At 64.2% G+C, this 26542-nt stretch carries 21 protein-coding genes; 9 read left to right on the top strand and 12 right to left on the bottom strand.

What is annotated here, in order from left to right; all coding sequences use genetic code 11:
• Positions 1–46 precede the first annotated feature (46 nt).
• From ABIB99_RS01920 to ABIB99_RS01905, 4 genes are all read right to left on the bottom strand, one after another.
• Positions 47–1126 carry a rhomboid family intramembrane serine protease gene (locus tag ABIB99_RS01920; RefSeq protein ID WP_354174642.1) on the bottom strand — a complete coding sequence of 360 codons (1080 nt, stop codon included), beginning with the start codon at positions 1124–1126 and terminating at the stop codon, positions 47–49.
• 87 nt (positions 1127–1213) lie between these two features.
• The gene (locus tag ABIB99_RS01915; protein WP_354174640.1) at positions 1214–2008 is read right to left on the bottom strand and encodes an enoyl-CoA hydratase/isomerase family protein; all 795 of its coding nucleotides are present in this window, start codon (positions 2006–2008) and stop codon (positions 1214–1216) included.
• Positions 2009–2119: 111 nt separating this feature from the next.
• A complete protein-coding gene (locus ABIB99_RS01910; RefSeq protein ID WP_354174638.1) occupies positions 2120–3664 on the bottom strand; it encodes an acyl-CoA synthetase in 1545 nt (514 codons plus the stop codon).
• A 168-nt stretch (positions 3665–3832) separates the two neighbouring features.
• On the bottom strand, positions 3833–4642 hold the full coding sequence (locus ABIB99_RS01905) for a crotonase/enoyl-CoA hydratase family protein (RefSeq protein ID WP_354174636.1): 810 nt from the start codon (positions 4640–4642) through the stop codon (positions 3833–3835).
• 105 nt (positions 4643–4747) lie between these two features.
• Here ABIB99_RS01905 and ABIB99_RS01900 point away from each other — a divergent pair, with 105 nt between their 5' ends.
• Together ABIB99_RS01900 and ABIB99_RS01895 are read left to right on the top strand one after the other, a co-directional pair.
• On the top strand, positions 4748–5620 hold the full coding sequence (locus ABIB99_RS01900) for an SDR family oxidoreductase (protein WP_354174634.1): 873 nt from the start codon (positions 4748–4750) through the stop codon (positions 5618–5620).
• Positions 5621–5868: 248 nt separating this feature from the next.
• On the top strand, positions 5869–7449 hold the full coding sequence (locus ABIB99_RS01895) for a fatty acid--CoA ligase (protein ID WP_354174632.1): 1581 nt from the start codon (positions 5869–5871) through the stop codon (positions 7447–7449).
• Positions 7450–7579: 130 nt separating this feature from the next.
• On the opposite strand, the gene ABIB99_RS01890 is transcribed toward ABIB99_RS01895, so the two are convergent.
• A complete protein-coding gene (locus ABIB99_RS01890; RefSeq protein ID WP_354174630.1) occupies positions 7580–8854 on the bottom strand; it encodes an acyl-CoA dehydrogenase family protein in 1275 nt (424 codons plus the stop codon).
• Positions 8855–9064: 210 nt separating this feature from the next.
• On the opposite strand from ABIB99_RS01890, the gene ABIB99_RS01885 reads away from it, so the two are divergent.
• Positions 9065–9844 (top strand): enoyl-CoA hydratase-related protein, encoded by a 780-nt coding sequence (locus ABIB99_RS01885; RefSeq protein ID WP_166351187.1) that lies wholly within the window; start codon positions 9065–9067, stop codon positions 9842–9844.
• A gap of 187 nt (positions 9845–10031) precedes the next feature.
• On the opposite strand, the gene ABIB99_RS01880 is transcribed toward ABIB99_RS01885, so the two are convergent.
• Genes ABIB99_RS01880 through ABIB99_RS01870 form a run of 3 tightly spaced genes read right to left on the bottom strand, consistent with a single transcriptional unit; the run spans position 10032 to position 12184 of the window.
• On the bottom strand, positions 10032–10409 hold the full coding sequence (locus tag ABIB99_RS01880) for a DUF6285 domain-containing protein (RefSeq protein WP_354174628.1): 378 nt from the start codon (positions 10407–10409) through the stop codon (positions 10032–10034).
• Between the two features lie 3 nt (positions 10410–10412).
• Complete coding sequence (locus tag ABIB99_RS01875; protein ID WP_354174626.1) at positions 10413–11399, bottom strand: phosphotransferase family protein; 987 nt, start codon at positions 11397–11399, stop codon at positions 10413–10415.
• Positions 11396–12184: an enoyl-CoA hydratase/isomerase gene (locus ABIB99_RS01870; RefSeq protein ID WP_354174624.1), complete on the bottom strand. Its 789-nt coding sequence runs from the start codon at positions 12182–12184 to the stop codon at positions 11396–11398. The genes ABIB99_RS01875 and ABIB99_RS01870 overlap by 4 nt, the downstream gene beginning before the upstream one ends.
• 179 nt (positions 12185–12363) lie before the next feature.
• Between ABIB99_RS01870 and ABIB99_RS01865 the strand changes: the two genes are divergently transcribed.
• The 4 genes from ABIB99_RS01865 to ABIB99_RS01850 all read left to right on the top strand — a co-directional run bounded on the left by ABIB99_RS01865 (position 12364) and on the right by ABIB99_RS01850 (position 15921).
• Positions 12364–13143 carry an SDR family NAD(P)-dependent oxidoreductase gene (locus tag ABIB99_RS01865; RefSeq protein WP_354174622.1) on the top strand — a complete coding sequence of 260 codons (780 nt, stop codon included), beginning with the start codon at positions 12364–12366 and terminating at the stop codon, positions 13141–13143.
• A 111-nt stretch (positions 13144–13254) separates the two neighbouring features.
• Positions 13255–13635: a VOC family protein gene (locus ABIB99_RS01860; protein WP_166099008.1), complete on the top strand. Its 381-nt coding sequence runs from the start codon at positions 13255–13257 to the stop codon at positions 13633–13635.
• Positions 13636–13950: 315 nt separating this feature from the next.
• Positions 13951–15228 carry an acyl-CoA dehydrogenase family protein gene (locus ABIB99_RS01855; RefSeq protein WP_028146896.1) on the top strand — a complete coding sequence of 426 codons (1278 nt, stop codon included), beginning with the start codon at positions 13951–13953 and terminating at the stop codon, positions 15226–15228.
• Positions 15229–15303: 75 nt separating this feature from the next.
• Positions 15304–15921 (top strand): flavin reductase family protein, encoded by a 618-nt coding sequence (locus ABIB99_RS01850; protein WP_354174619.1) that lies wholly within the window; start codon positions 15304–15306, stop codon positions 15919–15921.
• A 172-nt stretch (positions 15922–16093) separates the two neighbouring features.
• Here the strand turns inward: ABIB99_RS01850 and yghU are convergent, their stop codons facing one another.
• Together yghU and ABIB99_RS01840 are read right to left on the bottom strand one after the other, a co-directional pair.
• Entirely contained in the window at positions 16094–16975 is an 882-nt protein-coding gene (gene yghU / locus ABIB99_RS01845; protein WP_063984688.1) for a glutathione-dependent disulfide-bond oxidoreductase, read from the bottom strand.
• A gap of 184 nt (positions 16976–17159) precedes the next feature.
• Positions 17160–18833 carry a flavin-containing monooxygenase gene (locus ABIB99_RS01840; protein ID WP_354174616.1) on the bottom strand — a complete coding sequence of 558 codons (1674 nt, stop codon included), beginning with the start codon at positions 18831–18833 and terminating at the stop codon, positions 17160–17162.
• Positions 18834–19088: 255 nt separating this feature from the next.
• Between ABIB99_RS01840 and ABIB99_RS01835 the strand changes: the two genes are divergently transcribed.
• Positions 19089–20222 carry a nitronate monooxygenase gene (locus ABIB99_RS01835; RefSeq protein WP_354174614.1) on the top strand — a complete coding sequence of 378 codons (1134 nt, stop codon included), beginning with the start codon at positions 19089–19091 and terminating at the stop codon, positions 20220–20222.
• A gap of 154 nt (positions 20223–20376) precedes the next feature.
• On the top strand, positions 20377–21879 hold the full coding sequence (locus ABIB99_RS01830) for an acetyl-CoA acetyltransferase (RefSeq protein WP_354174612.1): 1503 nt from the start codon (positions 20377–20379) through the stop codon (positions 21877–21879).
• Between the two features lie 106 nt (positions 21880–21985).
• On the opposite strand, the gene ABIB99_RS01825 is transcribed toward ABIB99_RS01830, so the two are convergent.
• Positions 21986–23191 (bottom strand): efflux RND transporter periplasmic adaptor subunit, encoded by a 1206-nt coding sequence (locus ABIB99_RS01825; protein ID WP_063984692.1) that lies wholly within the window; start codon positions 23189–23191, stop codon positions 21986–21988.
• Positions 23178–26357 carry an efflux RND transporter permease subunit gene (locus ABIB99_RS01820; protein WP_354174610.1) on the bottom strand — a complete coding sequence of 1060 codons (3180 nt, stop codon included), beginning with the start codon at positions 26355–26357 and terminating at the stop codon, positions 23178–23180. Before ABIB99_RS01820 ends, ABIB99_RS01825 begins: the two co-directional genes overlap by 14 nt.
• Between the last annotated feature and the right edge of the window lie 185 nt (positions 26358–26542).

Genomic DNA, 26542 nt, shown 5'->3' with positions numbered 1-26542 from the left:
GGATGATCCGGGGTCAATGAGCCCTCTTATAGCACGACCTCCGCGGTCATAGTCCATGACGCCGGCTGCGTTCGGCACGCAGCGATGTGCCGACAAATCCGACATCCTCGATCCCGCGCGAAATTTCCCTTGCGCAGAGCCACAGCGTCACCGCGGCGGCACCGATCGCGGCCAGCCCCGAGATCAGAACAGGATTGGGACAGAATATGACGAGAAGATTATCGAGTGGAACGGACCCGGTTGGCCAGCGCGGACTGCAAGAAGATGCCAGAGCCAAACCGCACAGCAGGATGGTGACAGCATTCGCTCCAGCCAGGGCGACCACGACGATCGCAAGACCCTTCTTCATGGAGAGGACGAGATCAACCACCTTCACGACCGCACAGCATGCGATCACGACAACGATGGCCAGGCCCCATCCGGAAATCCCGGCGGCGATGGCCTGACCGCTCCAAGCCCACGCAGCAGCAACACAGGCCAACAGAGTGAGATTGACCTTCACGGCTTCGGGAAATTTGCAACGAAGCGCGTAAGGATTCGCCTTCTCGATGAGGTCCAGCAATGCGCAGGCGATCAATCCGGCCGCAAAGCCGCCGAGATGGACGCCCCAGTCGATCCGCGAATTGCCGAGCGCAAACGCGATGTTCAATCCGATGTTGATGGCGAAGAAGTCGAACCTGACGTCGAGCTTGCCGAGGATCCACAGGCAGAGCAGCGCACCCAAAATGCCCGACGTGGCGCCGGACGCGCCGACGGTCAAATAGGGCGTGGAATGGATGCCATTGCCGATGACGGCGCCGAACACCATCGCGCAGAGATAGATGATGAGGAAATAGGCCGGTCCCACTCGCCGCTCGAGATGTCCGCCCCACAGCACGAGGCACAACATGTTCATGGTGAGGTGGACGAAGTTGACATGCAGGAAGCCATAGGCGAGCAGGCGCCAGTACTCATGCCGCGCGATTGCGCCCGAATACATGCCGCCATAGCGATACAACAACTCTGCCGACGCCGCCGGACTACCTGCCTGGATGAAGCAGAATCCCGACGCCAGGACGGTCACCGTCATCAGCGCGTAAAGGGCCGCATGAGGAACTTCGAAGAAGCTGGCGCGGTATGAGGGCATCGGCGATCGCAAGCGGTTGGCGTGGGAACGTCAACCTAGCCGAGCCGATTACTGATTGCTACTCCAGCGTGCGCGATCAGGCGGCGCCTACCGCCCCTCGAACTTCGGCTCACGCTTCTCCATGAACGCCTTCATGCCCTCGGCCATGTCCTGTGTCTTGAACAGCGGCAGAAGCTGGAGGTAGACGTGGTGAACGTGATCGGAGAAGTTCTCGTTGAGGCCCATCCGCATCATGCGCTTGGAGGCCTGCACCGCGAGCGGCGCGTTGGCTGCGATTTCGCGGGCGATGGCGCGGGCGCGGCCCATCAAGTCGGCATCCGGCACGACCTCGTTGGCGAGGCCCCATTCCAGACACTCGCGGGCGCTGAGCGTCCGGCCGGTGAAGATCAGCTCGGAAGCCTTGGCCCAGCCGAGCATCCGAGGCAGCAGCCAGGTGCCGCCGGATTCCGGCACGACGCCGCGCTTGACGAAGGCCGCCGCAAGCTTCGAGGACTCCGCCATGATGCGGATATCGCAGCCGAGCGCGGTGTCCATGCCGTAACCGGCGGCGCCGCCGTTGACGGCGCAGATGGTCAGCTTGTCCATCGCCTGAAGCACGGTCGGCGGCGTGTTGCGCAGATTGATCGTGGTCGGCGACGACGCGGCACTGAGGCCATTGCCGTCGCGCTCCTGACGCAAATCGAGGCCGGCGCAGAATGCCCGCCCCTTGCCGGTGAAGATCACGACCCGGACGTTGCGGTCCTCATTGGCCTCGGTCAGCAGCCGCGCCAGATCGTTCAGCATCGGGCCGGAGATCGTGTTCATGCGCTCCGGCGCATTCAGCGTGATCACCGCGATGTGGTCGGCGACTTCGTAGAGCACTTCGTTTGCGGCGTCGGTCATGATCATTCGTTCCTGTGTTCGTAGCCCGGATGGAGCGCAGCGAAATCCGGGGTCTTTTTGACGCGAGCACCGCCCCGGATTGCGCTTCGCTCCATCCGGGCTACAAGGCCCTCAAATTTTCCGCCCCGCCTGCTCCCAATAGGGATCGCGCAGGCGGCGCTTGAAGATCTTTCCTGAGTCTTCGCGCGGCAGCCCGCTGCGAATCTCGATGTGCTTGGGCACCTTGTAATCGGCGAGCGACGTCTTCAGCCTTGCACGGACATCGGACGCATCGAGCGTGACACCCGGTTGCGGCTCGACCACGGCCATCAGCGCCTCGCCGAACTCGGCATCGGGGATGCCGAACACGGCGCAATCGTGCACGCCGGGCACGGCATGCAGCACGGATTCGATCTCGGCCGGATAGATGTTGACGCCGCCTGAGATCACCATATCGCGCTTGCGGTCGCAGATGAAGACGTAGCCGTCCTCGTCGATATAGCCGACGTCGCCGGAGGTGATGAAACCGTCGCGATCGATCTCGGCGCGCTTCTCCGGCTTGTTGTGGTAGCTGAAGTCGGCCATCCCGGCCATGCGAGAATAGATCTCGCCGATCTCGCCCACGCTCAGCACGCGGCCGTCATCGCCGATGAAACGCAGTTCGGCGCCCGGCGAAATCCTGCCGACCGTGCCAGGCTTCTTCAGTGCGTCCTCGGAGGTCGCGAAAGTAACCGCGCTCGACTCAGTCGAGCCGTAGAACTCGTAGATCACCGGCCCCCACCATTCGATCATGGCGCGTTTGACGTCGGCCGGACATGGCGCGGCGGCATGGATGACGTGGCGGAGCGAGGAGACGTCGTACTTCCTGCGGACCACCTCCGGCAGCTTCATCAGGCGGATGAACATGGTCGGCACCATGAAGATGGTGTCGATCTTGTACCGTTCGATCAGCTCAAGAAATTCTTCCGCCTCGAACCGCGGCATCAGCACCAGCGCGCCGCCGAGCTTGCCGGCGCGGATGCCGAACGAGTTCGGCGCGGAATGATAGAGCGGGCCCGGCAGGATCGCGCGGGCGCCGGGCTTGAGCCCATAGATCATCGCACGCATGCGCTCGCCTGCGGCCTGCTGATCCGGCGTCGGCGCATTGCGCCGCACGCCCTTGGGATGGCCTGTCGTCCCCGAGGTGTAGATCATGTTCATGGGCTGCGGCACGACCGGGCCGTCATAGGGCTGGTGTTGCGCCAGCCAGGACTCGAAATCGATCGCGAAGTCCGGCTTCACCAGATGATCGGGATCGATCTTGTAGTTGGACAGGATCTCCGGCGGGGTCGGCACGCTGAGCACGGTGACGCCTTTCGGGATCACATCGCGCAGGGCGTGCAGCATGTCGGCATGACCGATCAGCACGGACGTGCCGGTATCCCCGAGGATGTAGTTGATCTCCTCCGGCTTGAAGTGCCAGTTGATCGGCACGCCATAGGCCCCGAGCCGCATCGCGGCGTAGGCGGCTTCGAGGAAGGCGATGTCGTTGCGCATCAGCATGCAGACGCAATCGCCCTGCTTGACGCCGATTTTGGCGAGGCCGCTCGCGATGCGATCCGCGCGGGCGGCGACTTCGGCGTGGGCACGGCGGCGCTCGCCGGAGACGATGCCGAGGAATGGGGACGTTTCGCTCATTTTTGTTTTTCTTCGTTGTTTAGCGACGGTGTCAGTTAGTCGTCATCACCGGGCTTGTCCCGGTGATCCACGTTCTTGCTTGCCGCTTCGGACCAAGAACGTGGATGGCCGGGACTTCTAGCGCGAAGACGCGCTTCGCGCTTCTGCCCGGCCATGACGGAGAGCCTGTCAGTCCACATAGCTCGCCGCACGCTTCTCCAGATTGGAGCGCACCGCTTCGGTCTGGTTCGCACTGCCGATCAGCTTCTGCTGCTCGACGGACTCGGCGAGCAGCGCCGGGCCGGGATCGACCGAGAGATTGTTGAGCAGGCGCTTGGCGGCGCGGATCGCATCGGGGCTCTTGCCGGCGATTTCGCGCGCGACTTCGAGAGCCGTGGCGCGCGGGTCGTCGCAGATGCGCGTCGCGAGGCCGTAGCTCATCGCCTCCTGTGCGGAGAAGATGCGGCCGGTGTAGGTGAGATCGCGCAGGATGTCGTCGCGCACGAGCGAGGCCAGGATCGGCGTGCCGGCCATGTCGGGCACGAGGCCCCATTTGATCTCCATCACCGACATCCGCGCATCCGGTGAGAGAAAGCGCATGTCGGCACCGAGCGAGAGCTGGAACCCACCGCCGAAAGCGACGCCGTGCACGGCCGCGATCACGGGAACCGGAAGCTGGCGCCAGCCCCATACCGCCTGTTGCGGAAAGTTCGCCTGGCCATGCGTACGTTTGGTGAGATCGCGATTTTCGCCACCCGGAATTCCGTTGCCGCCTGTCTCCTTCATGGCGGCAAAACGCCCCATGTCGAGACCGGCGCAGAAGGCGCGGCCTTCGCCCGAGAGCACGACGACACGCACGCCCTTTTCCTTCGAAAGCCGGTCGGTTGCGGCAACAAGGGCTTCGAACATCGCCTGATCGAGCGCATTCATCTTGTCCGCGCGCACCAGGCGCACGTCGGCGACGCCTTCCGAGATCGAGATCGAGACGCGCTCTTCCATGGATGAATTCTCCCCTGTTCTTGTTCAGTGCCGCTTTACAGGAAGCCGGCGGCCGGATTTAGTCAATCGACCAATTAACTGACAATGCCTGCGGAGGAAACAGCCATGTTCAAGGAAAATCTTCTGGCCGGCCGGAACATCCTTGTCACCGGTGGCGGCACCGGGCTCGGCAAGTCGATGGCGGCGCGCTTCCTCCAGCTTGGAGCAGAGGTGCACATCTGCGGCCGGCGCAAGATCGTGTGCGACGAGACCGCGACCGAGCTGATGGCTGAGTATGGTGGCCGCGTCACCAGCCACGGCGTCGACATCCGCAACGCGCTCGCGGTCGAAGAGATGATCGAGACCATCTTTCGTGACGCTCCCCTCACCGATCTCATCAACAACGCGGCCGGCAATTTCATCTCGCGCAGCGAAGAGCTCTCGCCCCGCGGCTTCGATGCCGTCGCCAACATCGTGATGCACGGCACGTTCTACGTGACCCATGCGGTCGGCAAGCGCTGGATCGCCTTGAAGCAGCCCGGCAATGTCGTTTCCATCACCACGACCTGGGTGCGCAACGGCTCGCCTTACGTGGTGCCGTCCGCGATGAGCAAATCGGCGATCCACGCCATGACGATGTCGCTCGCGACCGAATGGGGCCGCTACGGCATCCGCCTCAACACCATCGCGCCGGGCGAGATCCCGACCGAGGGCATGAGCAAGCGCATCAAGCCCGGCGACGAAGCCGGCGCGCGCACCAGGGCGATGAACCCGATGGGCCGCGTCGGCACCATGGAGGAATTGCAGAACCTCGCGGTGTTCCTGATCTCCGGCGGCTGCGACTGGATCAGCGGCGAGACCATCGCGATGGACGGCGCGCAGGCGTTGGCGATGGGCGGCAATTTCTACCAGCTCCGCGACTGGGGCGACGACGACTGGAAAACCGCGCGCGAGAGCATCATGGCGCAGAACGAGAAGGATCGGGCCAAGCGGGGGTGATGCACTCACCGCTGTCGTCCCGGGGCGCGCATAGCGCGAGCCCGGGACCCATAACCCCAGGGAGAAGTTTGGCGCGAGACCGGTAACTCCGAGTCTCCGCAAAACCTCTTCCTGTGGTTATGGCTCCCGGATCTGCGCTCCGCTTCGCTGCGCTTGTCCGGGACGCCAGCGGGGCCTCTCCCATCTTGTCTTCACCCGCGGATGACGCCACACTCCCAGGCATAAAAACAAGACGCCACGGGAGAGACATGTCCACCACACAGCCATTGGCGAATCTCGCCGACATGGTGCGCGAGCGCGCGACCAGCCGCGGCAACGCCACCGCCTACGAGTTCGAGGGCCGCGTCACCAGCTTTGCCGAGTTCGACGTCAAGACCAACAAGGTCGCCAACGCGTTGATCGCGATGGGCGTCAGACGCGGCGACCGCATCGCCTATCTCGGCAAGAACAGCGACCTCTATTTCGAGCTGCTGATGGGCGCGATGAAAGCCGGCGTGGTGATGGCGCCGGTGAACTGGCGACTCGCCGGCCCCGAGGTCGCATTCATCGTCGGCGACTGCAAGGCGCCGGTGCTGTTCGTCGGGCCGGAGTTCATCACGCTGGTCTCGCAGATCAAGGACCAGTTGCCCAGCGTGCGCACTGTCATCACCACCGAAGGCGGCGCGCCGGAATGGCAGGATTTTACGGCCTGGCGCGATGCGCAAAGCGGCGACGACCCGAAGGTGCCGATCGACACGAAGGACATCGCGATCCAGCTCTACACGTCGGGCACGACAGGCAAGCCGAAAGGCGCGATGCTGTCGCATGCGAACTTCCTCAACCTGGTACAGACAGGCGATGCCGAGGACAAGCCGGAGTGGAACCGGTGGTCGACCGACGACGTGTCGCTGGTGGCGATGCCGATCTTCCACATCGGCGGCTCCGGCTGGGGCGTGATGGGACTCTATCACGGCGCCCGCGGCGTGATCGCGCGCGAGTTCGATCCGACCAAGGTTTTGGATTTCTTCGAGCAATCGGGCATCACAAAGCTGTTCATGGTGCCGGCGGCGATGCAGTTCGTGGTGCGGCAGCCCCGCGCGAAGACGGTCGATTTCTCGCGGCTCAAATACATGCTGTATGGCGCCTCGCCGATTCCGGCGGCGCTGCTGAAGGAATGCATCGAGATCTTCAAATGCGGCTTCGTGCAGATGTACGGCATGACCGAGACCACCGGCACCATCGTCGCGCTGCCGCCGGAGGACCACGTCGAGGGCCTCGAGCGGATGCGCTCGGCCGGCAAGGCGCTGCCGGGTGTCGAGATCGCGATCCTGGATGCGGACGGCAAGCCGCTGCCGCCGCGCGAGGTCGGCGAGATCGCGACGCGCTCAGGCTCGAACATGGCCGGCTACTGGAACTTGCCGGAGGCGACTGCGGCGACCCTGCGCGGCGATGGCTGGCTGCGCACGGGCGACGCCGGCTACATGGACGAGGACGGCTATCTCTACATCCACGACCGCATCAAGGACATGATCATCTCCGGCGGCGAGAACATCTACCCCGCCGAGGTCGAGAGCGCGCTGTGCGATCACCCCGATATCGCGGAAGCCGCCGTGATCGGCGTGCCCGACGACAAATGGGGCGAGGCGGTGAAGGCCGTGGTGGTGATGAAGCCCGGCAAGCAGGCGACCGCCACCGACATCATCAACTTCACCCGCGAACGCATTGCCGGGTTCAAGACACCGAAGAGCGTGGAGTTTTTGCCGGCCCTGCCGAGGAACCCGTCAGGCAAGATTTTGCGGCGGCAGCTGCGCGAGCCTTATTGGGCGGGGAAGGATAGAAGGGTGAACTGACCGCTTGGTGCGGTACCGTAGGGTGGGCAAAGGCGCGAAGCGCCGTGCCCACCAATCTTCGTTTGCAACAAGAACGGTGGGCACGCTCCGCTTTGCCCACCCTACGGCAGCGATGCTTCGCAGCAACCGCTCAATGCTTCCCCGGCCCCATATACCCGAACAAGAACCCCGCCACCTTGCGCATCTGGATCTCCTCGCTGCCCTCCGTGATGCGATAGCGGCGGTGGTGGCGGTAGATGTGCTCGAACGGCTTGTGGCGTGAATAGCCCATGCCGCCGTGGACCTGCATGGCACGGTCGGCGGATTCGCAGCAGAGGCGGTTTGCCCAGTAGTTGCACATGGAGACGCGGTCGGAGAGCGTGCGCTCGATCTGCTCCTCATTGAGCTGGTCCATCTCCCAGGCCGTCTTGCGGATCAACAGGCGCAGCATCTCGGCTTGGGTGGCGAGCTCGACCAGCGGGAACTGGATCGCCTGGTTCTCGGCGAGCGCCTTGCCGAACGGTTTTCGCTCGCGCGCGTATTTGACACTCTCGTCGATGCAGTAGACGGCAGCGCCGAGCGAGCTTGCCGCCTGGCGGATGCGGTTCTGGTGGACAAAGCACTGCGCCAGCGATAGGCCGCGCCCGACTTCGCCGAACAGCGCATCCTCAGGCACGAACACGTCCGTAAAGCTGACGCGGGGATGGTCGGTCGGCATGTTGAAGGTCCACATGTACTCCTCGACCTTCACGCCATGGCTCTTGGCCGGCACCAGGAAGCAGGTAATGCCGCGGGCATCGCCGTCATTGCCCGAGGTGCGCGCGAACAGCGCGCAATGCGTGGCGACGTGCATGCCGGTCGTCCACATCTTCTCGCCGTTGATGATCCAGCCCTTGACGTTGTCGCGGGTCGCGGGCACCGCGCGCGTCTCCATGTGGGTCGCGTCCGAGCCGTGATGCGGCTCCGTCAAGCCAAAGGTGATGCGGTACTTGCCCTTGATCGAGCCGTCGATCATCGCCTTCTGGTCGTCGCGGCCATAGCGATCGAGCATGGTGACAACAGGGAAATTGCCGACGATGGAGTGCTCGTTCTGGAGATCGTTGTGCAGGCCGAGACCCTTGGCGGCAAAGTGCTCGCGGATCACGGCCATCCAGAGATTGGAGCCGTCCTTGCCGCCATATTGCTTCGGCACCGGGAAGCGCAGATGGCCGGCGGCATCCGCGAGATCCTTGGCCTTGCGCAGCAGCGCCTCCCACTCATGTCGCGGCAGGCCGCCATTGTCGAAGTCGGTGCGCGCCCATTCACGGCGATGGTCGAAGAAGCGGATGTTGTCGTCGGACTGTTCGAGCGGCTTGATCTCGCGTTCGATGAAACGATCGAGCTCTCCGAGATAGGCGACGAGATCGGCAGGCAATGAGAAATCCACGGTGCTCTCCCGGATTGATTTTATGTTTTGCGTTAAGGCGCTAGGCGCATTTTGCTTCACACGATTAAGGTGAGAAGAGCGTGCACAAGTCAAGCAAGGCAAGGCGTGTAACAGGCGCAAGGCGCGCCCGCGCAATTCGATGGTGTCGCGGCACTGACGCGCGCTAGTATGATGCCAATATTCCTTCACGAGAAAATGCGGGAGCGCGCGATGGATCTGAAATTCTCAAAAGTGGAACGCAAGGGGCCAATCACGATCATCACGCTGTCGCGGCCCGAGGTCTACAACGCGCTGCACATCGATGCGCATTTCGAACTCAACAAGGTGTTCGACGACTTCTCCGCCGATCCCGAGCAGTGGGTCGCGGTCGTCACCGGCGCCGGCGACAAGGCGTTCTGCGCCGGCAACGATCTGAAGTGGCAGGCGGCGGGCGGCAAGCGCGGCTGGGACAAGGGCGGCTTTGCCGGCCTCACCTCGCGCTTCGACTGCGACAAGCCGATCATCGCCGCGGTCAACGGCGTCGCCATGGGCGGCGGCTTCGAGATCGCGCTCGCCTGCGACCTGATCATCGCGTCCGAGAACGCGACCTTCGCCCTGCCCGAGCCACGGGTCGGCCTCGCCGCACTTGCCGGCGGCCTGCACCGCCTGCCGCGCCAGATCGGCCTGAAACGCGCCATGGGCATGATCCTCACCGCGCGCCATGTCAGCGCCAAGGAGGGCCATGAACTCGGCTTCGTCAACGAGGTGGTGCCGCAGGGCGAGGCGCTGTCGGGCGCACTGCGCTGGGCGGAGATGATCACCAAGAACTCACCGATGTCGATCCGGGCATCGAAGCAGACCATCCAGAAGGGGCTCGCCGTGTCACTGGAACAGGCGATCGAGGAGCAGCGCGAATATCCGGCGGTGAAGGCGATGGTGGCTTCGCAGGATTACATCGAGGGCCCGAAGGCGTTCTCGGAGAAGCGGCCGCCGAAATGGGTGGGGAAGTAGAGTGCCGCTCTCCTCGTCACGACGACGGATGTCCCAACACCACAGGTGTCATGCCCCGGCTTGACCGGGGCATCCAGTACGCCGCGGCTTCAATGTATCTCACTGCCGTCTCTGGAATACTGGATCGCCCGCCCCTGTGCGCAATTGCGCACTAGGCGGGCGATGACAGCGGAGAATATGGCACCGTCTACCCGCCTCGCCCCAGCTCCCGCTTGTACGATGCGTAGTTCGGCTGATCGACCGCGAGCTTGTCCATCGTGGTCGCCCACAGATGCTCGGCGAGGCCAGGCGTTGCCAGATCAACCTCACCGTTGGCGATGCGCTCGGCGAGCGCGCGGTTGAGATCGGCGACCGAGCCGTCCATGCCCAGCAGCGCACGCAGCCGCTCCACCTCCTTCGCGTCGCTCCTCTCCTCCTGCGTCAGCTGCCGCGTCACGAGGTCGAGGATGTTGATGGCGACGCGCAGCTTGAAGGCCTGATGGCCGGAGATCAGCGGCGTGATGTCGTTGCGGAGGAAATCGGCGACCGCCTTGGTCAGCTCGGTCGGTGTCGGTTCGTCCTGCATGTGTCAGCTCCCGCGCGGCGCCAGCAGCCGCAACAGATCGATCTCGGTCTCGCTGGCGCGGCGGCCGATCATGGCGCGTTCCATCGAATGGTCAGGCCCCTCGCGAAACCGCTGCATCATGCCGCCGCACATGATGCCCCAGCGCAGTGTGCCCATCACTTCCCAGAATTTGACGCGCGCAGGATCGCATTTGCGGCCCGCGGCCTCATAGCCGGCGAACAATTCCTCGCGCGAGCCGAAACCGCCGACCGGCTTGTCGATCTCACCAAAGCGCCAGGAGTTGACGCAGACCCAGCCGAGATCCTCCATGGGATCGCCGAGATGGGCGAGCTCCCAGTCGAGCACGGCGCGGACGCCGTCCGCGCCGATGATGAGATTGCCGTTGCGGAAATCGCCGTGCACCAGCGTGGTCTCGGCCGACGGCCCCGGATCATGGTCGCGCAGCCAGCGCAGCGCCAGCTCGAACACGGGCTTTGGCCAGTTCAGGCTGCGATAGTCGCGCTCGAACTCGCCGATCTCCCGGGTCGCGGACCGGCTGCGCAGTTCCGGCAGCTTGTCCTGCGGCAGCCTGTGCAGGCCGGCGAGCACGCCGCCGATCTGCCGTGCGAGACGCGGCCGGGCCGCCGCGTACTCATCATCGCGAAGAATCTTGCGGGCGATGGTCTCGCCCTCGACCCGTTGCATGATGAAGCCGGTGCCGAGATTTTCGTCGGGCGTCAACACATGCATCACGCGCGGCGACGGCACGCCCGCCTCATAGGCAAGCTGCATCAACTGGGCTTCGGCGGCGAGACCTGCCGCGCGCGTCGGCGCGGCGCCATAGCCCTTCGGCGAGCGGCGCAGGATCGCGCCGATCGACCCATCGGGATGCTCGATGTCGAAGCGCCAGGTTTCCTGGCTGGCGCCGCCGGAGAGTTTTGCCGCGCCGGTGACGCCAGTCGCCCCTTCGCACCAGCGCACGACGCTGCGGGAGAGCTCGGCCTCGATCATTTGCCTTTGAACTGCGCCGGGCGCTTCTCCAGGAACGCGCCAACACCTTCACGGAAATCGTCCGTGTCGCCGGCACGCAGCTGGCACTGGAATTCGAGATTGAGCTGATCCTCGAACGAATTTTCGGGGCTGTCCCAGTAGAGCTTGCGGATCAGCGACAGCGCGACCGTCGGGCCGCTGGCGATATCGCGCGCGAGCTTCATCGCCTCCTCCATCAGCACGCCGTCGTCATAGACGCGGTTGACGAGGCCCCATTCCAGCGCCTTCTCGGCCGGCAGGCGCTCGCCCATCAGCGACAATTCGATCGAGCGCGCCCGGCCGACGAGGCGCGGCAGCAGCCAGGTCGAGCCGCAATCCGGCACCAGGCCGATGCGACGGAAGGCTTGAAGAAAGTAAGAGGACCGCGCGCACAAAATCATGTCGCCGAGCAGCGCGAAGCTCATGCCGGCGCCAGCGGCCGGGCCGTTGACGGCCGTGACGATCGGGCAGTGCAGATTGCGGATGCGGCGCAGGAAGGGATGAAAGCCAGTCTCGAGCGTCAGGCCGGCCTTGGTCTTCTTCGACTGGTTGTTGCGCCCTTGCAGATTCGCGCCGGTGCAGAACGCCCGCCCCGCGCCGGTCAGTACCACGCAGCGGACCTCGCCCTTCTTCTCCTCGATCGCGTCGAGGGCATCGGAGAGGCCGCCCAGCATGTCCATGGAGACCGCGTTCATCACCTCCTGATGGTCGAGCCGGAGGATCGCGACCGAGCCATCGAAATCGAGCGTGACATGTTTGAACTGCATGGTTTCCTCGTCAGTTGATACTAGCGATGTTTCGCAGACCGGAATTAGTTTTGCCGGGGCGCATATTTGATTTTTGTCGCGGCCTTGTCCATGGTGGTCCGAACATACCTTGTCGTCGTATCGCACAATCTTGCGCGCACAGGCTGGCGCGCGCCCGTGCCAAAAACAGGAAACGCGCCATGAACCTTTTCGACCTCAGCGGCCGCGTCGCCGTGATCACTGGCGGCAATGGCGGTATCGGGCTCGGCATCGCGCAGGCGCTCGCCGGCCAGGGCTGCAACGTCTCGATCTGGGGCCGCAATCCTGACAAGAACAAGGCTGCTGCCGCGAGCATGACGGGCCTCTCCGGCAAGGTCGACACCCGCGTCTGCGACGTCACCGATCCAACTTCGGTCAATGCCGCGATGAAGGCGACACTCGACATTTTCGGCCGGGTCGACGGCTGCTTTGCCAATGCCGGCATCGGCGGCGGCGGCCGGCGCTCCTTCATCGAGCGCACCGAGGAGGAGTGGCGCACGATGTTTGCGACCAATCTGGACGGCGTGTTCCACGCGTTCCAGGCCGCCGCAAAACACATGACCGAGCGCGCCAATGCCGGTGATCCCTTCGGCCGGCTGGTCGCGACATCGAGCCTCGCCTCGATCTTCGGCACTGCGCGCAACGAGCACTATGCCGCGACCAAGGCCGCGATCAACGCGCTGGTGCGCGCGCTCGGCGTCGAGCTGGCGCGTCACGGCGTCACCGCGAATGCGATCCTGCCCGGCTGGATCAAGAGCGACATGACCGCGGGCATCATGGCCAACGAGAAGTTCGTCGCCAATGTGATGCCGCGCATTCCGATGCGGCGCTTCGGCGAGGCCAGCGATTTCGGCGCCATCGCGGTGTATCTGATGAGCAAGGCGTCGTCGTATCACACCGCGGATACGTTCGTGATCGACGGCGGCTATACGGCGTTTTGATTTCTCGTAGCCCGGATGGAGCGCAGCGCAATCCGGGAACTTCCAAAAGTAAGCAAGACCCGGATTTCGCTACGCTCCATCCGGGCTACAAACTCTGAGGGGAATGGGCAAATGTTCTCACACATCATGATCGGCACCAACGACCTCGACAAGGCCAAGGCGTTCTACGACCAGCTGCTCGGCACGCTCGAAGTGCGCCCGGCCAGAGTCGACGGCCATCGCATCTTCTACATCACCAAGACCGGCGTGTTCTCGGTAACGAAGCCGATCAACGGCGAGGCCGCCACGTGTGCGAATGGCAGCACCATCGGCTTTGCCGCCAACTCGCCTGAGCAGGTCGACAAGTGGCACGCCACCGGTGTCGCCGCCGGCGGAACGCCGATCGAGAATCCGCCCGGCATCCGCGAGGGCGCAGGGAACAAGCTCTACATCGCTTATTTGCGCGATCTCGACGGCAACAAGATCTGCGCGATGCATCGGATGGCGAACTAGGCCAGCCACATCCACCGCTGTCATTCCTCGCCTTGTGCGCAATTGCGCACTGGAGCGGGGAATCCAGTACGCTGCGGCTTCTCGGTGAACCACAGACGTCACGGAGTACTGGATCGCCCGATTGAATCGGGCGATGACAGCGGAGATTGGCGCGCGGACACACCGAAACTGCGACCCCGTTCAAACAACATTTCAAACGCACTCGCGATATTCCATCGCATGGCATGGGTCGCCTGAAAAAATGCGCGCTCGCGCTTTCGCCGCGCTGCGACTATTCTGCGGCCCAACGCGATCTCAGTGACCCCGGGAGGAACAATGACAAAGCACGCCTACATACCCCGCACCACCAACTACACTCTCAATCCCGGCGATGAGCTCAACGATCTCCGCATGTCGGACCAGGTCCGGCCGCTCTACGATCACGTCAGGAAGTTCATCCGCGACACCGTCGAGCCGATGTCGATCGAGTTCGCCAAGGCCGGCGAAGGCAAGGAGGATCGCTGGAGCTTCACCCCGAAGCAGCTCGAGGTGCTCGAGGTCGCCAAGAACAAGGCCAAGAAGGAAGGTCTCTGGAACTTCTTCCTGCCCGACGACGAGACCGGTCAGGGCCTGAAGAATCTCGACTACGCCTATATCGCCTCCGAGCTCGGCAAGAGCCCGCTGGCCTCCGAGACGATGAACTGCTCGGCGCCGGACACCGGCAACATGGAAGTGCTGGAGCGCGTCGGCACCAAGGAGCAGAAGGAGAAGTGGCTGAAGCCGCTGATGAACGGCGAGATCCGTTCGGCCTATGTCATGACCGAGCCGAACGTCGCCTCCTCCGACGCCAAGAACATTTCCACGACCGCAAAGCTCGTCGGCGACGAATGGGTCATCAACGGCGAGAAATACTACATCTCCGGCGTCGGCGATCCGCGCTGCAAGATCCTCATCGTGATGGTGAAGACCAATCCGGATGCGGCGCCCAGCAAGCAGCAGTCGCAGATCCTGGTGCCGCGCGACACGCCCGGCGTCGAGGTGCTCGGGCCCATGTACGTGTTCGGCCAGGACCACGCCCCGCGCGGCCACATGCACATGCGCTTCAACAACGTCCGTGTGCCGAAGGAAAACATGCTGCTCGGCGAAGGCCGCGGCTTCGAGATCTCGCAGCTCCGGCTCGGCCCGGGCCGCATCCATCACTGCATGCGCACCATCGGCAAGGCCGAGAAGGCGCTGGATCTGATGGTGCAGCGTGGCCTCACCCGCGAGGCCTTCGGCAAGAAGATCGCCCATCTCGGCGGCAACATGCAGATCATCGCGCAGGCGCGCTGCGAGATCGAGGCGATGCGGCTGATGGTGCTGAAGGCCGCCAAGGCGATGGACGTGCTCGGCAACAAGGAGGCCCGCGTCTGGGTCTCCATGGTCAAGGCCATGGTGCCCGAGCGCGCCTGCAAGATCATCGACCAGTCGATCCAGATGCACGGCGCCACCGGCATCTCGCACTGGACCCCGCTCGCGGAGATGTACCAGGACGTCCGCCATCTGCGCTTCGCCGACGGTCCGGACGAGGTGCACTGGATGGTGGTGGGACGCCACGAGTTGAGCATGGCGTAATCCTCCCTCTCTCTTTCCCCTCTCCCCGCTTGCGGGGAGAGGTGAAGAAAGCAAGCCTTCCGTCCAGGAGCCACCATGGAATACGCCGCCAGCGACCTGACGCCACGCGAGCGCTACAAGGTGCTGACGTCCTTCATCCTGCCACGGCCGATCGCGTGGGTGACCTCGGTCGGGCCGACCGGAATCGTCAACGCCGCGCCGTTCAGCTTCTTCAACGCCTTCTGCGAAGATCCGCCGCTGTGCATGTTCGCGGCGAACCGCAAGCCCAACGGCCAGGACAAGGACACCTTTCTCAACATCCAGCGCACCGGCGAGTTCGTGGTCAACCTCGCCGACGAGCCACTGGCGAAGGCCATGCACGAGAGCAGCGGCGACTTTCCCCCTGAAGTGGGCGAGCCTGACTATCTCGGGCTGAAGCTCGCACCGTCGGCGAAGATCGCCGTGCCGCGGCTCGCCGACACGCCCTGGGCGATGGAGTGCAAGCTCTGGAAGATGATCGACGTCAACGACGATCGCCGGCTGATCATGGGCGAAGGCATCCACTTCCATATCCGCGACGAGCTGTGGGACGACAAGGCGATGCGGGTGCACATGGACCGCTATCATCCGATCGGCCGCATGTTCGCCGATCGCTACTGCCGCACGGATGATCGCGTGGTGTTCCCGACGGCGGAGGGAGCGAAGGGGAAGTAGGCCGCGCCATCGCGCTCCCTCGCCCCGTTCTTACGGGGAGAGGGCTGGGTGAGGGGCTGCTTCCGAGAAAACAGTGTGAGTTGGACTCGCGGAGAGTCCCCCTCGCCCGAATTCGATCGTCGATCGAATTCGACCTCTCCCCGCAAGCGGGGCGAGGTGAAGCGAGCACCGTTTACGTCGCGGCCGGCTCGCCGATCTTGTCCTGGGTCTTGGTGTCGAAATCGCCGGCGTCGTGGCGCTCGTGGAGCTGGCTGGCGGGATCGCCGGAAACGCGGTTGACCATGCGGCCGCGCTTGACGGCCGGACGCTTGGCGATCTGGTCGGTCCAGCGCTGCACGTGCTTGTAGTCCTGCACCGACAGGAATTCGCCGGCGCCATAGACCAGCCCCTTGGCGAGCGCGCCGTACCAGGGCCACACCGCGATGTCGGCGATGGTGTAATCATTGCCCGCGAGGTACTCGTTGTCGGCAAGGCGCCGGTCGAGCACGTCGAGCTGGCGCTTGACCTCCATCGCAAAGCGGTCGATGGCGTATTCGATCTTGGTCGGCGCATAGGCGTAGAAGTGACCAAAGCCGCCGCCGAGATAGGGCGCGCTGCCCATCTGCCAGAACAGCCAGGACATCGCTTCGGTGCGGCTCTTGATGTCCTTCGGCAGGAAGGCGCCGAACTTCTCGGCGAGGTAGACCAGGATCGAGCCGGATTCGAACACCCGGATCGGCTCGGGACCGGACCGGTCCACCAGCGCGGGAATTTTCGAGTTCGGGTTGATGTCGACAAAGCCGCTGCCGAACTGGTCGCCATTGCCGATCCTGATCAGCCAGGCATCGTATTCGGCGCCCTTGTGGCCGAGCGCCAGCAGTTCCTCCAGCATCACCGTGACCTTCACGCCGTTCGGCGTCGCCAGCGAATAGAGCTGGAAGGGATGCTTGCCGACCGGCAGTTCCTTGTCGTGGGTCGCGCCGGCAATGGGGCGGTTGATGCTGGCGAACTGCCCGCCGTTCTCCTTGTTCCAGGTCCAGACCTTGGGCGGTACGTAGGCGGGGGCGTCGGTCATGCGGGGGCTCCGGCGAAAAGATGCGCCTGCATTAATTAGCCCGCGAATGGCCAATGGCAAGGGCGCAGAAATGCATTGCCGGGCGGGGCAACTCTACGTTTCGTCATGGCAGGCCACTTCCCCGACCTCGTTCCGCGCCCGCCGCTCCGCGCCCCCCGGGAATAACGATCGGAAAGAGCCAGGTTCAGGACGCGGCCGCCGTCAGCCCCTGCTCGGCCCGCCCCAGCAAAAACCCCTCATATCCCTTCGCCGCGACCTCGTCGCAGATCCGGCGGTAGACACCGACGCCGCCGATATAGGGCATGAAGATGCGCGGCTTGCCTGGAATGTTGGCGCCCATGTACCAGGAATTGGCCTGCGGATAGAGCGTGCCGCGGGCGACCTCGTTGACATGGGCGACCCACTTGTCCTCGGCCTCCCCGCTTGCCTCCATGGTGGCAACACCCTGCCTGCGCATGTGAACGAGGCAATCGGCGATCCAGTCGACATGCTGCTCGATCGAGACGATCATGTTCGAGAGCACCGACGGACTGCCGGGGCCGGTGATGATGAAGAGGTTCGGAAAGCCCGCGCTCATCAGCCCGAGATAGGTCTTCGGGCCTTCCGCCCATTTTTCGTTCAGCGTCCGTCCGCCCGGGCCACTGATGTCGATCTTCGCGACCGAGCCGGTCATGGCATCGAAGCCCGTCGCCATCACCAGCGCGTCGACCTCGTGGTCCTTGCCTGCGACGCGCACGGCATTCGCGGTGATCTCCTCGATCGGATTGGTCTTGATGTCGACCAGCGAGATGTTCGGCCGGTTGAAGGTCGCAAAATAATCCGTATCGATGCAGATGCGCTTGGTGCCGATCGGATGGCTGTTGGGCTGGAGCAGCTTCGCGGTTTCGGGGTCCTTCACGATCTCGGCGATCTTGCCGCGCACGAAGTTCGCCGCGGTATCGTTCGCGGATCGCTCGAGGCCGAGATTGTTGTAGACATACATGAAGGTGAGCCCGCCGCGCTCCCAGCGCGCCGAATATTTGCCATTCCTGGTCTCGTCGCTGTCGTCGAGTGCGCCGCGATCGGGCTGCTCGGCGAAAATGCCGTTGCCTGCGACTTCGCGGGCGAAGCGGCGGATCTCCGGATAGGTCTTGCGGAAATTGTTGCGCTCTTCGTCGGTCAGCGCGGCGTTGCGCGCGGGAATTGAAAAATTCGCCGTTCGCTGAAAGACGGTGAGATGTCTTGCTTGTTCGGCGATGACGGGCGTCGATTGGATGCCAGACGATCCCGTCCCGATCAGGCCGACGCGCAAGCCCGTGAAGTCGACGTCTTCATGCGGCCAGTTGCCGGTGTGGTAGATAGGTCCCTTGAAGCTCTCGAGGCCCTTGATGTCGGGCTTGCGCGCGTTCGAGAGGCAGCCGGTCGCAAGCACGATGAACTGCGCCTCAACCGTCTGGCCGTCCGACGTTGTCACCGACCAGCACTTCGCGCGCGCGTCGAACGCCGCACGCTCGACGCGGGTGTCGAACTGGATGTCGCGGCGAAGGTCAAAACGATCGGCGACGTGGTTGGCGTATTTCAGGATCTCCGGCTGCGGCGCATAGCGCTCGCTCCAGTCCCACTCCTGCTGAAGCTCTTCCGAGAACGAGTAGGAGTACTGCATGCTCTCGACATCGCAGCGCGCGCCGGGATAGCGATTCCAGTACCAGGTGCCGCCGACGCCACCGCCCTGCTCATAGACGCCCGCCGAGAATCCAAGACCGCGCAGGCGGTGCAGCATGTACATGCCGGCAAAGCCCGCGCCGACGACGACCACGTCGTAAGCTTTCAAGGCTTGGGCCTTCACGGTTCGGGCCTGACTCGCTTGCGCTTGCGACATCAGTTGGCGCTCCCTCGCTGTTTTCTCTTTGTTTGCGCCAGCATTCTCACAGACCCACAAAAGCGCAAGAGGCAAATCGGCGGGCTCCGGTCTGTTTATTTTGTGCAGCGGAATGGCTCATCCGCCGCGTGGCGTCTGCACGCAAGATGCGCGGCCAAATCCGGATTGGCATCGTTGACGACGATGAGCTAGCTTCGAAGCGCCTTCGCTCAAGCAAAGCAACAACAGCAACGCGACGGCTGCCGGGAGAGAGCCATGAAATCGCCGATCTGCGACATGCTGGGCATCGAGTTCCCGCTGCTCGCCTTCAGCCATTGCCGCGACGTCGTTGCCGCCGTCAGCCGTGCCGGCGGCTTTGGCGTGCTGGGTGCCACCGTGCACACGCCCGACACGCTCGAACGCGAGCTGAAATGGATCGACGAGCATGTCGACGGCAAGCCCTACGGCATCGACGTCCTGATCCCCGAAAACATCTCGACCGCAGGCGAGAAGGACGTCACCTGGAAGAGCCTGGAGGCGCGCGTACCGCAGGAGCACCGCGCCTACACGCGCGACCTCCTGAAAAAGTACGATATCGAGTTGATGACAAGTGATGTGGCCGACAACCAGCCGCAACCGTTCGACGCGAAGACGGCACTTCAGCTGCTCGAGGTCTCCTTCAACCATCCGATCCGATTGATCGCCAACGCGCTGGGCGTGCCGCCGAAGGCGATGATCGAGATGGGCAGGAAGCACGGCGTGCCGGTTGCCGCCCTCGTCGGCGCCAAGGAGCATGCGTTGCGCCAGGTCGCGGCCGGCGTCGACATTCTCGTGGTGCAGGGCACCGAGGCCGGCGGCCATTGCGGCGAGGTTTCCACCCTGGTGCTGGTGCCGGAGGTGATCAAGGCGATCAAGAAGATCCGCGACGTGCCCGTGCTCGCGGCCGGCGGCATCATGACGGGACGGCAAATGGCGGCCTGCATGGCGATGGGCGCGGCCGGCGCCTGGACCGGTTCGGTGTGGCTGGCCACCGTGGAGGCCGAGACCACGGAGATCTTCCGCGAGAAGATGATCGCGGCGTCCTCTCGCGACGCGATCCGTTCGAAGGGGCGCACCGGCAAGCCAGCACGCCAGCTCCGCTCGGTCTGGACCGATGCCTGGGACCGCGCGCCGGAAAGCCCGGGCGCGCTGCCGATGCCGCTGCAAAGCGTCATCAGCCGCGACGCCTTCAACGCGATCGACCGCGCGGCGGCGAGCGGCAACGCCAAGGCGCGCGACCTCGTCAGCTATTTCGTCGGCCAGGGCGTCGGCCTGATCGACAGCGTGAAGTCGGCGGGCGCGGTGGTGCAGGAGTTCAAGGAAGAATTTGCAGAGGCCGTCGAGCACATGAATGCGCTGGTGGCGGAGTAGCATCCACATCGTCATTGCGAGCGAAGCGAAGCAATCCAGACTGCTTCCGCGGATACATTTCTGGATTGCTTCGTCGCTACAGCGCAAAATTTCTTCGCAATTTTGTCGCGAGCTCCTCGCAATGACGAGACAACTAACATCGTGAATCGAGATTATGACTGACAACATCCCAGAAGACCGCATCCCCGTCATTGTCGGCATCGGCGAGATCATCGACCGACCCAAGGAGATTACCGACGGCCTCGAGCCGCTGGATCTGCTCGAACAGGCGCTACGGCGGGCCGAGCAGGACGCCGGCGCAAAGCTGCTTGGCGAGGTGCAGTCGCTCGACGTCGTCAACTTCCTGAGCTGGCGCTATCGCGATCCGGAAAAGCTTTTGGCGCAGCGGCTCGGCATTGCGCCGGCGCATTGCTATTACGGCCCGGTCGGCGGTGAGAGCCCGATCCGCTACCTCCACGAGGCGGCAAAGCGCATCGCGCGCGGCGAATGCACGGTGGCGGCAGTCTGCGGCGCGGAGGCGCAGTCGACCGCGACCAAGGCGGAGCGCGCCGGGGTCAAGCTACCCTGGACGCCGTTCGCCCATGACGTCGAGGAGCCCAAGCGTGGTGCGGCATTCCAGAAGCCGCTGGCGGTGAAGCTCGGCGTGTTCCGTCCCGTCACGGTTTATCCATTCTATGAGTCCGCCTCCTCCGCCCATTGGGGCCAGACGCCGCGCGAAGCCATGGCAGAGTCCGGCACGCTGTGGTCGCGCTACTCCGAAGCCGCCGCCGAAAATCCCAACGCCTGGCTGAAGCGGCGCTATGCGCCGGACGAGATCACGACGCCGACGGCGGACAACCGGCTGATCGCCTGGCCCTACAACAAGCTCATGGTCGCCAACCCCAGCGTCAACATGGGCGGCGCGCTGCTGCTCACCAGCCTCGCCAGGGCGCGCGCGGCCGGCATCGCCGAGGACAAGCTGGTCTATCCGCTCGGTGGCGCCTCGGCCGAAGAGCCGCGGGATTACCTCCTGCGCGATCAGTTCCATGAAAGCCATCCGCAGAATGCGGTGCTGAAGGCGGCGATGGACCTCGCCGGCGGCGACGGATTCGACGCGATCGAGCTCTATAGCTGCTTCCCTTGCGTGCCCAAGATGGCGCGGCGGACGCTTGGCCTCGGGGCCGACGTGCAGCCGACCGTGACCGGTGGTCTCACCTTCTTCGGCGCGCCGCTCAACACCTACATGACGCATGCGGCCTGCGCGATGGTGCGGCGTGTGCGCGATGGTGCCAAGCTCGGGCTGCTCTACGGCCAGGGCGGCTTCGTCACCAAGCACCACGCATTGGTGGTGTCGAAGACGCCACGTGAGGCGCTGGCGCAGGAGACCAGCGTGCAAGCCGAGGCCGACCGCAACAAGCGCGCGGTGCCCGAGTTCGTCACGGAGGTTTCAGGCAGGGGCAAGGTCGAGAGCTTTACGGTGCTCTATGGCCGCGGCGGCGATGTCGAACACGGCGTGGTGATGCTGCGGACGGCGGACGAGCGGCGCACACTCGCGCGCATTCCGGCGAGCGACGCGGCGACGCTGGCGCATCTGCTCAACATGGATCGCACGCCGGTAGGCTCGCTCGGCGAGATCGCGATGGCCGCGGATGACGTGCCGGAGTGGCGGGTGGCGTAGCTTTCGTAGGGTGGGCAAAGGCGCTCTTGCGCCGTGCCCACCATTCTTCCTCCAATCACATGAAGACGGTGGGCACGCTTCGCTTTGCCCACCCTACGAGATCAACCTAGCCCTTCGGCGCCTGCTTCTCCGACGCCGTCGCCGGCTTGCCCTTGGCACCGGCACCGCCGGCGACGCGAACCTGGTCGCCGTCGGAAATACCATCCGGCGGGGCAGTGATCACGCGGTCGTCGGGTGCGATGCCCGAGGCGAGTTCAATCTCCTTGCCGAGATCGCGTGCGATGGTCACGGTCTTGAACTGCACCTTGTCGTCGGGACCGACGGTCGCAACACGCAGACCGCTGCCGTTGAAGATCAGGGCGCTGGCGGGAATGCTCAGCGGCGCGGTGTCGCGCTGAAGGTTGAGCTTCACGCTGGCATAGCCGCCGGGCATCAACTCGCCGTTGGAATTGTCGAGCCGAAGCTGCATGCGGGTGGTTCCTGAGGCGACGTCGACGGCCTGCGAAGACGCCTCGACCGTCGCCTGGAATGTCCGGTTCGGGTATTCCGGCATGACCATGGTGGCCTTGGCGCCGATCTTGATCGCAGGCACGTAGTTCTGGGGAACGTTGACGTAAACGCGCAGCTTGGTGATGTCGGAGACCACGAACATCGCCGGGCCGGAGCCGCCGCCGGCATTGATCAACGCGCCGACGTCGGTATCGCGCGCCGTGACCACGCCATCGAACGGCACCGTGATCTTCTTGTAGCCGGCCAGCGCTTCAAGCCGTTCGACATTTGCCTGGCCTGAGTGGACGGCCGCGTTCTTGTTGGAGAGATCGGCGGTGCGCTCGTCGATCTCCTGCGCGGAGACGAAGTTGGAGGCGACCAGCGTCTTGCGCCGGTTGAGCGTTGCTTCCGAGAGCCTGGCACTGGCCTGCTGGCTGGCGAGGTCGGCGCGGGCCTGAAGCAGTTGCTGGTCGAGGTCGGGCGCCTCGATCTCGGCGATCACCTGCCCCGCCTTGACGCGCGCGCCCATGTCGACGCTCCAGCTCTTCAGATAGCCGGAGACGCGTGCGAAGATAGGCGCGCGGTAATAGGCTTCGAGCCGACCCGGCAGGTCGATGGTGCCGTTGAGGGATTTTGCGTTCGGCAGGGTCACTGCAACGCTGGGAACGGCCTGATCGTCGGTCCATTCCTTCAGCTTGGAGCCCTGCTCCTCGCGGGCACGAATGCCGGTGCCGACGACGAGGCCTGCCGCAATCAGCGCCACCACGCCGAAGATGCCCAGTTTCCGGTGCGACACCGGGGAGCGGGGTTCAGTGGGCGACATGCGGAGTCTCCAATGGGGCGGCGGCTTTGGCGCCTTGTTTCTTGTGTACCATACTGAACACCACGGGAACAAACATCAGCGTGGCGAAAGTTGCAAAGATCAGGCCGCCGATCACGGCGCGGCCAAGCGGCGCATTCTGCTCGCCGCCCTCCCCGAGCCCCAGGGCCATCGGCGCCATGCCGATGATCATGGCGAGCGCGGTCATCAGCACCGGGCGGAACCGGACGAAGCCGGCCTCGAGTGCAGCGGCGATGGGGTCACCGAGCTCCTCGTAGCGCTCGCGGGCGAAGGAGATCACCAGCACGCTGTTGGCGGTGGCAACGCCCATGCACATGATCGCGCCGGTCAGGGCGGGCACCGACAGCGTCGTCTCGGTCATGAACAGCATCCAGACGATGCCGGCGAGCGCGGCCGGCAGCGCCGTGATGATCACGAACGGATCGGACCAGGACTGGAAGTTCACGACGATCAGGAAGTAGATCAGCACGACGGCACCGAGCAGGCCGAACAGAAGGCCGGTGAAGGCGCTGTTCATGGTCTGCACCTGGCCGAGCAGCACCACGGAGGAGCCCTTCGGCACGTCCTTGGCGGTGTCGGCGATCACCTGACGGATGTCGGCGGCGACCGCGCCGAGATCGCGGCCCGAGGTCGTGGCAAAGATCTGCACCAGCGACTGGATGTCGTATTGCGACACCACCGCGCTCGAGGTCGAGCGCTTGATGTCGGCGATGCCGCCGAGGATCGGCGATTGGGAATTGCCGGTGGCCGTGATCGGCAGCGTCTGGAGCGCGCTGAGCGAGTCGATCTGGTATTGCGGCGTCTGCATCACGATGGAGTAGGACACGCCGTTCTCCGGATTGAGATAGTAGGTCGGCGCGACCTGCGAGGAGCCGGCGAGATTGACCACGAGGCTGTTGGTGACGTCGCGCTCGGTCAGGCCGACATATTGCGCGCGGGTGCGGTCGACGTCGATGTTGAAGGTGGGATTGTTCGGCGACTGCTGGATGCGCGCATCGGCAACGCCCGGAATCTTGCGAACCCTCGCCAGCAAATTGTTGGCGTAGGCGAAGTTGGCACCGATATTGGCACCACGGATCTGCAGGTCGATCGGCGCCGGCGCGCCGAAGTTCAGGATCTGGCTGACGATGTCTGCGGGGAGGAACGCGAAGCTGACGCCGGGGAACAGGCGCGGCAGCTGCTCGCGCAGCACGCGCACGTGCTCTTCCGTCGGCTTGTGGCCCTCTTTCAGCTTGATCTGGATGTCGCCGTCCTGCGGGCCGATCACGCCCGTGTTGTTGTAGGTCATGTTGATGCCGGAGATCGGCATGCCGATGTTGTCGGTCAGCGTCTCGATTTCGCCGGGGATCAGCTTGCGGATCGCCTTCTGGACGTCTGCGAGCTGGTTGGCCGTCTCCTCCACGCGGGTGCCGACCTGGGTGCGGACATGCATCAGGATATTGCCGGCATCGACCGCCGGGAAGAAGTTGCGCCCGAGGAACGGCACCAGCGCGAAGGACGCGCCGACCACGCAGAGGAAGCCGATCACGAACACCGCGCGGTGCACCAGCGCCAGTCCCAGCAGATTATGGTAGCCGCCGCGGATGCGCTCGAACCGCTTCTCGAAGCCGCGCTGGAACCAAACCAGCGGATTGCGCGACTTCGGCGGCGCGCCCTCGTGATGGACGTGTGCCTGCAGCAGATAGTTCGCCATGGTCGGCACCAGCGTGCGCGACAGGATGAACGACCAGATCATCGCGAACATCACGGCTTCGGCCATCGGCACGAACAGGAAGCGCGCGACGCCGGAGAGGAAGAACATCGGCACGAACACGATGCAGATGCACAGCAACGAGACGAAAGCCGGCGTCACGATCTGGTTGGCGCCGTCGAGGATCGACTGCTCGACCGGCTTGCCCTGCTCCAGATGGTAGTTGATGTTCTCAATGGTCACGGTGGCGTCGTCGACGAGGATGCCGACCGCGAGCGCAAGGCCGCCGAGCGTCATGATGTTGAGCGTCTCGCCGATCGCCGACAGCATGATGATGGCGCCGAGCACCGAGAGCGGGATCGAGACCGCGATGATGACCGTGGAGCGCCAGCTGCCGAGGAACAGCAGGATCATGACGCTGGTCAGCAGCGCCGCGATCACGCCTTCGATCGCGACGCCTTGAATCGCACCGCGGACGAACACCGACTGGTCGCCGATGAAGCCGATCTTCAGCGCGTCCGGCAGCTGGTCCTTGACGTCGATCACCTTCTGCTTGATGCCGGCGATGATATCGAGCGTCGAGGTCGCGCCCGCCTTCAGCACCATCATCAGCACCGAGCGGTTGCCGTCGACATGGACGATGTTGGTCTGCGGCGGATTGCCGTCACGCACGGTCGCGACGTCGCGCACATAGACCATCGCGCCGTTGACCGTCCTGATCGGCAGATTGCCGAGCTCGTCGATCTTCAGCGGCGAGTTGTTGAGCTGGATGTTGTATTCGAACTGGCCGATCTTCTGGGTGCCGACCGGCGTGATCAGGTTTTGGGCTGCGAGCGCGTTGGCGACGTCCTGGCCCGACAGGCCACGGGCCTGGAGCGCGGTCGGATCGAGGTCGATCTGGATTTGGCGCTGCTTGCCGCCGAACGGATACGGGATCGCCGCGCCGGGCACGGTGACCAGCGGGGTGCGCAGATTATTGATGCCGATATCGGCGAGGTTCTGCTCGGTCAGGCCATCGCCCGACAGCGCCACCTGGATGATCGGAACGGTCGAGGCGGAGTAGTTCAGGATCAGGGGCGGCGTTGCGCCCGGCGGCATCTGCTTCAGCAGCGTCTGCGAGATCGCGGTGACCTGCGCGTTGGCGGTGCGGATGTCGACGTTCGGCTGGAAGAAGATCTTGATGATGCCAAAGCCGTTATAGGAGTTGGCGGTAATATGCTCGATGTCGTTGACGGTCGTCGTCAGCGCCCGCTGGAACGGCGTGGTGATGCGGCCGGACATCTGGTCCGGCGGCAGGCCGGTGTACTGCCAGACCACGCCGATCACGGGGATGCGGATGTCCGGAAAGATGTCGGTCGGCGTCCGCAGGGCCGCGAGCGGCCCGATGATCAGGAGCAGAAGCGCGAGCACGACAAACGTGTAGGGTCGGCTCAGGGCAATACGGACCAGAGCAATCATTGGTCAGGCAATTCCAAATCAGGGACAGGGAACACGCCCCACGGGTTCCTAGGGCTGATTTACCCGAACACCGTGGAAATGGCCAACGACAGCGCCGCCCCGTCCGGTCACTTCCCTGCTATCGCACTGCGAAATCGCATTCCAGATATGCAGCCTGCGGCCGGAATATTACGGAAGCGGCTCAC

The organism is Bradyrhizobium sp. LA6.1 (assembly GCF_040547805.1).
GTDB lineage: Bacteria > Pseudomonadota > Alphaproteobacteria > Rhizobiales > Xanthobacteraceae > Bradyrhizobium > Bradyrhizobium barranii.
This window is presented reverse-complemented; position numbering and strand designations above follow the sequence as displayed.